This window comes from Paenibacillus zanthoxyli JH29, from assembly GCF_000520715.1.
Classification (GTDB): Bacteria; Bacillota; Bacilli; order Paenibacillales; family Paenibacillaceae; genus Paenibacillus_AQ; species Paenibacillus_AQ zanthoxyli.
The window spans coordinates 1-9,799 of record NZ_ASSD01000419.1 but is presented as its reverse complement, the minus strand read 5'-3'; the positions used below and the strand labels follow the sequence as shown (position 1 = coordinate 9,799).

Sequence of the window (9,799 nt, the reverse complement as noted above, 5' to 3'; positions counted from 1 at the left end):
GGCCTTCCGCTGGCGGAAGGCCATGCCGCCGAACTGCTAAAGCGGACGCTGGGAGTCCGGGAAGTGTACGCGCTGCCATTTCAGCCCGATCCTCTCGCAATTGGCGGTAGCCTGGAATCGGAACTTCGCCGCTTGTTCGCGGGTATCCTGAAAAAAGGAAGCGAACGGAAAAAAGGAAGCTTTTTTTCGCGTAAATGAAAAGAAATGTAAACATTTATATTTCGGAAAACGGGATTTTTATGCTAAAATTAATCGTTGTATGCCCTGCGGAATATTCATGATTTTAAATATAGATAGGAGCTTGCGGAGAATTTATGAGTTTACTTACTGTAGAAGACGTTGCCCATAATTTTGGGGACCGTCAGTTATTCAAGAATGTATCGTTCCGGCTGCTCGCAGGAGAGCATGTCGGTCTAGTTGGAGCGAATGGCGTCGGCAAATCGACGCTGATGAATATATTGACGGGCAAGCTGCTGAAGGACAGCGGCAAGGTGGAATGGACCCCGAAGGTCCGCTATGGCTATCTTGATCAGCATACCGTTCTGACGCCGGGCAAGACGATCCGCGATGTGCTGAAGGACGCGTTCTTGCCGCTGCTTGAGCTGGAACAGGAAATGATGGGCATTACCGAGAAAATGGCTGACGCCTCGCCGGAAGAGCTGGAGCTCTTGCTTGAGCAGATGGGCGAAATTCAGGAGCAGCTTGATATTGGCGACTTCTATTTGATCGACGTTAAGGTAGAGGAGATGGGCAACGGTCTCGGACTGTCCGCAATCGGACTCGACCGGGACGTGGCGAGCCTTAGCGGCGGACAACGGACAAAGGTGCTGCTGGCCAAATTGCTGCTGGAGAAACCGAACGTGCTGCTGCTTGACGAGCCGACCAACTATCTCGACGTGGAGCATATCGACTGGCTAACCAATTATTTGAAGCAGTATCCGTATGCATTCATGCTCATTTCCCATGATACGGAGTTCATGAACAAGGTCGTCGATGTCGTCTATCATCTGGAATTTGCAAAGCTGACCCGCTATACCGCCAATTACGAGAAGTTCCTGGATATGGCGTACATCAATAAGACGCAGCATATCGAAGCTTATGAGAAGCAGCAGGAATTTATCAAAAAGCAAGAGGATTTCATCCAGCGCAATAAAGCGCGGTACTCGACTTCGGGACGGGCGAAGAGCCGGGAGAAGCAGCTTGATCGTCTGGAACGGATCGACAAGCCGGAAGAAGCCGTCAAGCCTACGTTCCAGTTCAAAGAGAGCCGGGCAAGCGGTAAGACGGTATTTGAAGGCATTGACTTCGAGATCGGTTATGACCGCCCGCTGCTTCCAAACAAGCTGAACATGACGATCGAACGCGGCGATAAGATCGCCATCGTCGGCTGCAACGGAGTCGGTAAATCGACGCTGCTGAAGACGATTTTGGGCGTAATTCCGGCGCTGAGCGGGAAGACCTACCGGGGCGACTTCCTGCATCCCGCTTATTTCCAGCAGGAGGTCAAGGCCGGCAACATTACGCCGATCGACGATGTCTGGAATGAGTTCTCCAGTCTGAATCAGCATGAAGTACGGGCGCATCTGGCGCGCTGCGGCCTGAAGAACGAGCATATTACCCGTCCGCTGAACATGCTGAGCGGGGGAGAGCAGGCAAAGGTACGGCTGTGCAAACTGCTGATGCGCGAGAGCAACTGGGTTCTGTTCGACGAACCGACGAACCACCTGGATGTTGTGGCGAAGGATGAGCTGAAGCGGGCGCTCAAGGAGTATAAAGGCACCGTTCTGCTCGTTTCCCACGAACCCGATTTCTATGAAGATTGGGTAACCAAAACGTGGAACGTGGAGCAGTGGTCCACACAATCCGTCTAGCGCTCGCTAAAGCTTTTGCCCAGAATTTAAATTTAAAGTCCGGGAGACGGCGACAGGGCGCCGTGTTTCCCGGACTTTTGAATATAGAAAGGGGACATACCGGGATGGAGAATGATCAAGATAAAGAAAATACGGCTTCCTCGGCCGCTGGAAGAGAAGGGCGATACTCCCGCCAGGTGCGGTTTGCGCCGTTCGGCGCGGAAGGCCAGCGGAAGCTGGCGGAATCGAGCGTGCTCGTCGTTGGAGCGGGAGCGCTCGGAACGGGCATTGCCGAGACGCTGGTCCGCTGCGGAGCCGGACGAGTTGTCATTGCCGACCGGGATTATGTGGAATGGAGCAATCTGCAGCGCCAGCAATTGTACACGGAAGAAGATGCCGAGCGCCGCATGCCGAAAGCGGCGGCGGCCAAAGCAAGGCTGTCGGCGATTAACTCCGAAGTGACGGTGGAGAGTCATATTATGGACGTTCGCGCGGAGGAGCTGGAGGCTCTCGTACCGGGAATCGATCTCATTATGGACGGCACGGATAATTTCGATACCCGGCTCATTCTCAACGACATCGCGCAGAAGCATGGCATCCCATGGATATACGGCGCCTGTGTGGCAAGCTACGGAGTTACTTATACCTTTATTCCCGGCGAGACACCCTGCCTGAACTGCCTGCTTGGCACCGTTCCGCTGGGCGGAGACACCTGCGATACGGCGGGGATTCTGCCGCAGGCCGTACAGATGGTTACATCGAACGCAACCGCCGAGGCGCTTAAGTTGCTGGGCGGGCGCAAGGAGCAGCTCCGCCGGAAGCTGATGACATTTGACATCTGGCGAAATGAGTACCAGGAAATCGGCGTCGGAGCGGCCCGCAAGGAGCACTGCCCTTCATGCGGCAAAGATCCGGTATATCCGTATCTGTCCGCAGCGAACACGGAGCGCAGCGACGTGCTCTGCGGGCGGAATACGGTGCAGATTCGTCCTGCGGTCCGAAGCTCGATCTCGCTTCCCGACACCGCGAACAGATTGTCCAGGCTGGGACTGGGCAAGGTGGATATCAATCCTTATCTTGTCTCCTTCAATGACGGGGATTACCGGGTAGTCGTATTTGGGGACGGGAGAGCGCTAGTTCACGGAACGAATGATATATCGGCGGCAAGGAGCGTCTATCACCGGTACTTTGGATAAAAAGCAAACACGGCCATCCGCTCAGGGATGGCCGTTTTATTTTAGGGAAATCTAGACCTATGCAGCGCCGGAATTCTGTGCAGGCCTAGCCGCCGGCGGATATGGGGGATTTCCGTGGATGAGATGATGATTTGGTTCTTCCCTGAAGGGAAGGAGGGACGTGATTTTCAAGACACAACGAAGGAACGGGATAGCGAACGGGCGGTAATTGAAAGCGCGCTCCAGGATACGGGACTAACCGTAGTGGAAACTACGGATGCGGAGAGCCTTCGGGACAGCTTTGGGCAGCAGGACGCCGCGTTGCTCATAGCGGAAATCCCGGAAGTCGGGCGATGGAAAGGCTGGAATACGGTGGCAAGCCTCCGGGAGAACGGCAAATATCTCCCTGTACTGGTCATTTCCCGTCAGCAAGGCGGAGATGCGGCCGAAGCTGCATTCAAGGCGGGAGCCAACGACTATATGGCTTATCCGCTACATCCCGGCGAGCTTCGGTGCCGAATCGAGAATCTATTGACGCTGACGAGCAGGAGGCGAGCGAGCGGCACGCTTAAGCTAGATGGTCTGACGCTTGAGCCGTCCCAGCGGCGGGCGGTCCGCGACGGCAAGGACTTGAAGCTGACCGCCAAAGAATTCGCCCTCCTCTACTACTTGGTCGCCAATAGCGGCGAGATTTGCTCCCGGAAAAATATTTTGCGCCACGTATGGGGATACCATTTTCACGCTGACACCAATGTAACGGACGTGTATATCCGCCATCTCAGGTTAAAGGTGGACAAGGGCTACCGCCAGAAGCTGATTCATACGGTGCGCGGCGCCGGTTATGTAGTAAAGGCGCCGGAAATGGCGCCATATACGTAAGTTTATACGGTTGGATAGCAGGTAGCGATCAATTACAGAACGCGGCGTGCTTTCAGATACGTTCTTTTCCAGTTGCCGGAGTTCAGGTTGGAAATCGTAACACCCGGAGAGCCGTAGGTGTGCAGAATTTTTCCGCCCCCAGCGTAAACCGCTACGTGAGTAACGTTTCTGCCGTTAGCACGGCTGCCGCTGGAGAAGAACACAAGATCCCCTGCGCGGAGATCGGCTTTAGAGACGGCTCGGCCCACTTTGGATTGCTTTACCGAAGTGCGGGGCAGGTCGATGCCATATTTGCCGAAAATATATTTCATAAAAGAAGAACAGTCAAAGTATCGGGTCGTCTTTGTGGTAACGCCGAATTTATATGGGGTTCCCATATATTGTTTGCCTAAGTTGACAATTTGATCACCTTTTGCCGACACCGATGCGGCTTGCGCGGTCGGTGTTGCTTCTCCACTCGCCATGACTCCGCCAAATCCGATGGCTGTACATACCCCGACAACTAGTGCTTTTTGGATAAGTGTTGCTTTATTCATGTAATCGTACCTCCAAAGATGTTAGTCCAAGTAGATGTCTTGGCTTGTTCGTAGTATAACAGGTTTGAAACCGCCCAAAATTTGGATGGATGCGCCAAAACTCTTAGAGGGCCGGAAGTGTAAGCGTTATATTAAAATTGCATTAAAAGTTACAGAAAATTAATCTTTACAAATTCCTATCCATAGAAAAAGGCAGATAAACCCTTGTGGATAAAGGGAATCCGCCATTCGAGAATGAAGATTAAAGTTACAAAAATGACTTAAATTTTACATGCTTCAACTTAGTCGTTACTCTGAATAATAAGCAGAAGTCCGCTCAGGATCGTAACGGTTCCTGTGGGTGAGACCAGCCGGTTGCTTATTCCGAGCGATTGGCCAAGCTTAAGCGTAGCGTCGGTTAATGGATACTGAAAGCCCTCCAGTGTAATCCCGGTGACTTCCGGAGTCACGGGCAGCAGGGAAACATAAGTATAGCCCCGATCCTGTATAATGGCCTGGGAGCCGGTAATCGTGACATAATTATTGAGATCCATGGCCGAGCAGCGGATTTGGCGCTGAAGCACCCGAGTCATCATCTGGATGCTAGCCAGGGTATGATCAAGCCGTGTGCCGGTAACACCGAAGAGCAAAATGTCTTCCGGCTGCTGTTCAAGAGCAAGATCCAGGGCAAGCTCGCTGTCGGTTAAATCTTTATCAACGGGGTCGCAGGCAATCACTCTGGGAACTTGTTCTTCAATCCGCTTGAACTCTTCCGGAGAGATGGAGTCGAAATCGCCTACGGCGATATCGGGAATAACGCCATGAGTAACAAGAAAGAGCGCACCGCGATCAGCGCCGATAATGAAATCTTCTTTGTCCAATTCCCGCAAAAACTGCTTGGACAGCTCTCCGCCGGCAAAAATAACGGTTCTGCGCGCTGGCATCACAAACCTCCTTCCGCTTTGATGCATAATTTTTTGTATTCCTGACTTAGTGTATATTGATTTCGGTGAATAGATCAAATTTCTATAAAAATCGAGAGGAAGATTACATTGGAAAAGTTAAAGTGTAGAGTATATGTTCCTCATCCAAGTAAAACAGAAGGGCATCTCCACCAGATTATTACAGGTTTTATGATGCTGAAAGAACAAGGATTGATTGATCTTACTATCGAAATATCTGAATTCTGTGTATCATCAATTGTAGAGGTCGTTGTAAATGATAGCATAAAAGTAGCCTATGATATGGCAGATGGCTATCACTTTGATTTAGGTAGAGTACAAGACGTTATTAAGCGTACTGATTATTTTTTCAAGAGAAGTTTTAACGAAAATGAGCATTCTCACTATGATTTTGCGCAGAAAATTCATCCTCTTGGTTTGAATTATTTTGTTTCTATGAAAGACAATATTATGAATAAATCTTATAGAGATTTTAATGAAAAAGTAAAATGGTACATCAAAGAAATTTTAGGAAAGAATTATCACCAACAATTTTATGTAGAAAGATTTGAGTCTAAACTTATGAAATTGACCTCTAAGCCCAAGATTTTATTTATGGCAAGAACGTGGGGAAGTAGTGAAGCCCATGGTTTAGAGCAAGGTGAATATGAATATATTAATGAAACGAGAGCCACATGTATTCGTATGCTGCGTAAGGAATTTAGTGAAAACTTTACGGGTGGATTTTCAAGAAGGAAAGAGGCAATAGAGCTATACTCTGATTGTGTTCTGAATGATTCTGTCACAAAAAAAGAGAATTACATACACCTGGTTAAAAATTCAGATATATGCATATCAACAATTGGATTACATAAATCAAATGGCTGGAAGCTTGCTGAATATGTGGCTGCAAGCAAAGGTATAATAGCGGAGAAGTTATACTATGATGTTCCAGAGTTTTATGAAGGGGAAAATTATCTTGAGTTCAATACACCAGAACAATGTGTTAAACAAGTAAGAAGGCTTTATGATGACCAAGATTTGCTTATGAAAATTAAAAGTAATAATTATGATTACTACATTAATTATTTAAGACCTGACAAACTCATATTGAATACGTTACTGAAACTTTAGAGGCCCGAAAATGCTGTAATAATCAGGGGGTAGAAACTATGCTGCATGTGCTGTTTGTCTGCCTGGGGAATATTTGCCGTTCTCCAATGGCGGAGGCAGTCCTGAGGAATAAGATTGTGAAGGAAGGCTTGGAACAAAAGATATCCGTGGATTCCGCCGGTACCGGCGACTGGCATATCGGAAAACCGCCGTATGAGGGGACAAGACGAATACTGGACCTGTACGGTATCAGTTATGAAGGAATGGCCGCGAGGAGAGTGGGCAGCGAAGACTTCGGCAAATTCGACTATATCATCTGCATGGACAACTCGAACGGGGCCAACGTGCGCAAACTGCCCGGAGGACAGGATGCGAAGCTCATGTACTTTATGGATTTGCTGCCGGACGATGAGCATAAGGAAGTGCCGGACCCCTATTTTACAGGCAATTTTGAAGAAGTGTATGAACTGGTCGATGCGGGCTGCGGGGTTTTGCTGGACAAGCTGAAACAAGATCTGTCATCAAAGTAGAGAAGAGGGCTATGGTTCTCTTCCTTTGCCCTCTTATGAAAGCGTAATCATCGGGCTGATAGAATAAATTGTTAGAATTTGTTCACTATTTTGGGCATTCAAGTCCTGTTCAGATGGTTAAAAAATACAATAGCGATTCCGGCAGCTCCTTCTGCCAAAAGCCCCACAAATGGCGTCCGTCCTTCTCCCGGTAATCCACCTTGGCGCCGCGTTCCTCAAGCAGCTTCTTCGCATCCCGGTTGAGCTGCACAAAATCATAAACGCCCGTGTCGGTCTCATAATCTCTCTCCTGGAGGCCTACGACCATGTTGATCTCAAGCCGCGAAAGATCGGTTTCGTCCTCAATCCATTCCAGTGTGAGAGGATAAAATGCGCCTGAAAGGCTGAGAATGCGGGTGAATAGCTTAGGGTAACGGAGGGCAAGGTGGAGCGAGACGCTTCCCCCGAGCGAGTCTCCGGCGACAATCCGTTCGTTCGGCGAGCGGCGGACCGGATAATTTTGCTCAACATAGGGGATAATTTCTTCGGCAAAGCAGGCAAGGTACTGGTCGAACCGGGTGCCGAAAGGCGCATATTCCTGGGTCCTAACGGCAACGTTCACTTCAACCCCGACAATGATGAAAGGTTCTGCGCCTTCTTCGAGAATCAGCTTGCCCGCTATGGTGGCGATCCGGCCGAAGTTAAAAAACTCCTCCCCGTCCTGGCAGTAGACTACAGGATAGCTGAGCAGCTCGTCGTAGCCCGGAGGAAGATATATGCGCAGCTTGCGTTCCTCTTGCAGGCTTTCACTCCAAAGGGTATGTTTTACAATTGTACGTTTCAGAAAAACAGAATCATCCATGTTTCATCAGGCACCTTTCCTGTCGGATTTTGCAATGCTTGCGGCAATGAGTTAATATGAACTTTGTGGCAAAGATCATTTACACGTTAAAAAACTGCATTTCTGTTATACTAAAAATATATTCCTGTTATACATACAAAGTTTGCGTGAGTATAAATTTTATGCGTAATTCTTTGACGAAATTCACGAAACAGGTGTATAATAATTCTATAACAGAGGCAGACAATATTCAAATTGTTATTCAAATTTTTTTGCTGAGGTGAAGATAATGAGTAAAGTTCCTTACGAGGTTTATACAGAGGACGTTGAGGCTCTTACGGTCCTTTCTCCGGCTGGAGAAGTGATCAATAAAGATAAAATGCCCGCTCTTACCGATGATCAATTAAAAGAAATCGCTTACCGCATGATTTTCACCCGTACTTGGGATGACCGTGCCGTTAACCTGGGCCGCCAAGGCCGTCTCGGCTTCTACGCCCCGACTTCCGGACAGGAAGCGACAATGGTCGGCAGTGAGTTCGCTCTTGAGAAGGAAGACTTCATCTGCCCGGGCTACCGTGATATTCCGCAGCTTGTCTGGCACGGTCTGCCTCTTCATCAGGCGTTCCTGTACTCCCGCGGCCATCAGCACGGCGGTGAAATCCCTGACGATGTCAGCGTGCTGCCTCCGCAGATCATCATTGGCGCTCAGATTCTGCATGCCACCGGCATTGCCATGGGCTTTAAATTGAAGAATCAGAAGAATGTCGCCATTACCTACACCGGTGACGGAGGCTCCTCCGAAGGCGATTTCTACGAAGGTCTTAACTTTGCGGGAGCCTTCAAGCTGCCGGTCATTTTCTTTGTGCAAAATAACGGCTACGCCATCACAACGCCGTTCGCCAAGCAAACCGCTTCCAAGTCGATCGCCCATAAAGCGGTTGCTGCCGGCATTACCGGCGTGAAGGTGGACGGGATGGATATTTTTGCGGTCATTCAAGCGGTCAAGGAAGCCGCCGAGCGTGCACGTAACGGAGAAGGACCTACCCTGATTGAAGCCGTTACTTACCGTTTCCGTCCGCACTCCCTGTCCGATGACGCCAGCAAATACCGCACCAAAGAGGAAGAAGGCGAGTGGAGCGAGAAGGACCCGATCGCCCGTGTGGTTAAATATTTGGAGTCCAAAGGTCTGTGGAGCGATGAAGACACGCAGCGCGTGAAGGACGAAGCGAAGGCGAAAGTGAACGAAGAAATCAAGCTTGCGGAAAAAACCGAAAAAATGACGATCTCCGGCCTGATCGACAGCATGTTCGAAACGACGCCGAAAGACCTTGAAGAGCAAAAAGCCGATTTTGAATAAGGAGGATACTGGCTATGGCACAAATGAATATGAAAGAAGCGATTCGCGACGCGATGCGCGTCGAATTAAAACGTGATCCGAATGTCCTGGTCTTCGGCGAAGACGTCGGCCATGTAGGCGGCGTATTCCGGGCGACAGAAGGATTGCAGGGCGAGTTCGGCGAGGAGCGCGTATTCGATACGCCGCTGGCTGAATCCGCTATCGGCGGTCTTGCTGTGGGCCTTGGCGTACAAGGTTTCCGGCCGATTGCCGAGATCCAGTTCGTCGGCTTTATTTTTGAAGCGCTGGACCAAATGGTTATACAGGCGGCCCGTCTGCGCTACCGCACCGGCGGCAAATACAACGCTCCGATCGTCTTCCGCACCCCGTTTGGCGGCGGCGTCAAGGCGGCTGAGCTGCACACCGACTCCCTGGAAGGTCTGATCGCCCAGAGCCCCGGCATCAAGGTTGTCGTTCCTTCCAACCCCTATGACGCGAAGGGACTGCTGATCGCGGCTATCCGCGACAATGACCCGGTATTTTTCATGGAGCATTTGAACCTGTATCATGCTTTCCGCACAGAGGTTCCGGAAGGCGACTATACGGTTGAAATCGGCAAGGCCAACGTTGTCCGCGAAGG

Annotated in this window: 10 protein-coding genes and 1 pseudogene; 8 read left to right on the top strand and 3 right to left on the bottom strand. The window is 50.0% G+C overall.

The genetic code is table 11. The annotated features are described in order from the left end of the window. From L691_RS32865 to L691_RS29115, 4 genes and pseudogenes are all read left to right on the top strand, one after another. Window positions 1-198: pseudogene (locus L691_RS32865) on the top strand (hypothetical protein); the annotation flags it as partial. A 116-nt stretch (window positions 199-314) separates the two neighbouring features. Continuing rightward, complete coding sequence (locus L691_RS0115775) at window positions 315-1,871, top strand: ABC-F family ATP-binding cassette domain-containing protein (RefSeq protein WP_025691422.1); 1,557 nt, start codon at window positions 315-317, stop codon at window positions 1,869-1,871. Between the two features lie 104 nt (window positions 1,872-1,975). Then, window positions 1,976-3,046 carry a ThiF family adenylyltransferase gene (locus L691_RS0115770; RefSeq protein ID WP_025691421.1) on the top strand — a complete coding sequence of 357 codons (1,071 nt, stop codon included), beginning with the start codon at window positions 1,976-1,978 and terminating at the stop codon, window positions 3,044-3,046. 123 nt (window positions 3,047-3,169) lie between these two features. Beyond that, window positions 3,170-3,904 carry a winged helix-turn-helix domain-containing protein gene (locus L691_RS29115; RefSeq protein WP_232229205.1) on the top strand — a complete coding sequence of 245 codons (735 nt, stop codon included), beginning with the start codon at window positions 3,170-3,172 and terminating at the stop codon, window positions 3,902-3,904. Window positions 3,905-3,936: 32 nt separating this feature from the next. On the opposite strand, the gene L691_RS0115760 is transcribed toward L691_RS29115, so the two are convergent. Together L691_RS0115760 and L691_RS0115755 are read right to left on the bottom strand one after the other, a co-directional pair. Then, on the bottom strand, window positions 3,937-4,440 hold the full coding sequence (locus L691_RS0115760) for a C40 family peptidase (protein ID WP_025691419.1): 504 nt from the start codon (window positions 4,438-4,440) through the stop codon (window positions 3,937-3,939). 281 nt (window positions 4,441-4,721) lie between these two features. Further along, window positions 4,722-5,363, bottom strand: coding sequence for a thiamine diphosphokinase (locus tag L691_RS0115755; RefSeq protein WP_025691418.1), 642 nt, complete (start codon window positions 5,361-5,363; stop codon window positions 4,722-4,724). Window positions 5,364-5,471: 108 nt separating this feature from the next. Between L691_RS0115755 and L691_RS0115750 the strand changes: the two genes are divergently transcribed. Continuing rightward, window positions 5,472-6,494, top strand: a complete 1,023-nt coding sequence (locus tag L691_RS0115750) for a hypothetical protein (RefSeq protein ID WP_025691417.1) — start codon at window positions 5,472-5,474, stop codon at window positions 6,492-6,494. A 38-nt stretch (window positions 6,495-6,532) separates the two neighbouring features. Beyond that, a complete protein-coding gene (locus L691_RS0115745) occupies window positions 6,533-7,003 on the top strand; it encodes a low molecular weight protein-tyrosine-phosphatase (protein ID WP_025691416.1) in 471 nt (156 codons plus the stop codon). 109 nt (window positions 7,004-7,112) lie between these two features. Here the strand turns inward: L691_RS0115745 and L691_RS0115740 are convergent, their stop codons facing one another. After that, a complete protein-coding gene (locus tag L691_RS0115740) occupies window positions 7,113-7,844 on the bottom strand; it encodes an alpha/beta hydrolase (protein ID WP_025691415.1) in 732 nt (243 codons plus the stop codon). Window positions 7,845-8,112: 268 nt separating this feature from the next. Between L691_RS0115740 and pdhA the strand changes: the two genes are divergently transcribed. Further along, window positions 8,113-9,180, top strand: a complete 1,068-nt coding sequence (pdhA, locus tag L691_RS0115735) for a pyruvate dehydrogenase (acetyl-transferring) E1 component subunit alpha (protein WP_025691414.1) — start codon at window positions 8,113-8,115, stop codon at window positions 9,178-9,180. 14 nt (window positions 9,181-9,194) lie between these two features. Further along, window positions 9,195-9,799: alpha-ketoacid dehydrogenase subunit beta (locus L691_RS0115730; RefSeq protein WP_025691413.1), on the top strand; the 605-nt coding region annotated here is incomplete at its 3' end.

What these genes read in the sequence shown, in the direction of transcription:
- L691_RS0115775 (WP_025691422.1), top strand. Translation starts at nt 315, where the DNA reads ATGAGTTTACTTACTGTAGAAGACGTTGCCCATAATTTTGGGGACCGT.
- L691_RS0115770 (WP_025691421.1), top strand. Translation starts at nt 1,976, where the DNA reads ATGGAGAATGATCAAGATAAAGAAAATACGGCTTCCTCGGCCGCTGGA.
- L691_RS29115 (WP_232229205.1), top strand. Translation starts at nt 3,170, where the DNA reads ATGATGATTTGGTTCTTCCCTGAAGGGAAGGAGGGACGTGATTTTCAA.
- L691_RS0115760 (WP_025691419.1), bottom strand. Translation starts at nt 4,440, where the DNA reads ATGAATAAAGCAACACTTATCCAAAAAGCACTAGTTGTCGGGGTATGT.
- L691_RS0115755 (WP_025691418.1), bottom strand. Translation starts at nt 5,363, where the DNA reads ATGCCAGCGCGCAGAACCGTTATTTTTGCCGGCGGAGAGCTGTCCAAG.
- L691_RS0115745 (WP_025691416.1), top strand. Translation starts at nt 6,533, where the DNA reads ATGCTGCATGTGCTGTTTGTCTGCCTGGGGAATATTTGCCGTTCTCCA.
- L691_RS0115740 (WP_025691415.1), bottom strand. Translation starts at nt 7,844, where the DNA reads ATGGATGATTCTGTTTTTCTGAAACGTACAATTGTAAAACATACCCTT.
- pdhA (WP_025691414.1), top strand. Translation starts at nt 8,113, where the DNA reads ATGAGTAAAGTTCCTTACGAGGTTTATACAGAGGACGTTGAGGCTCTT.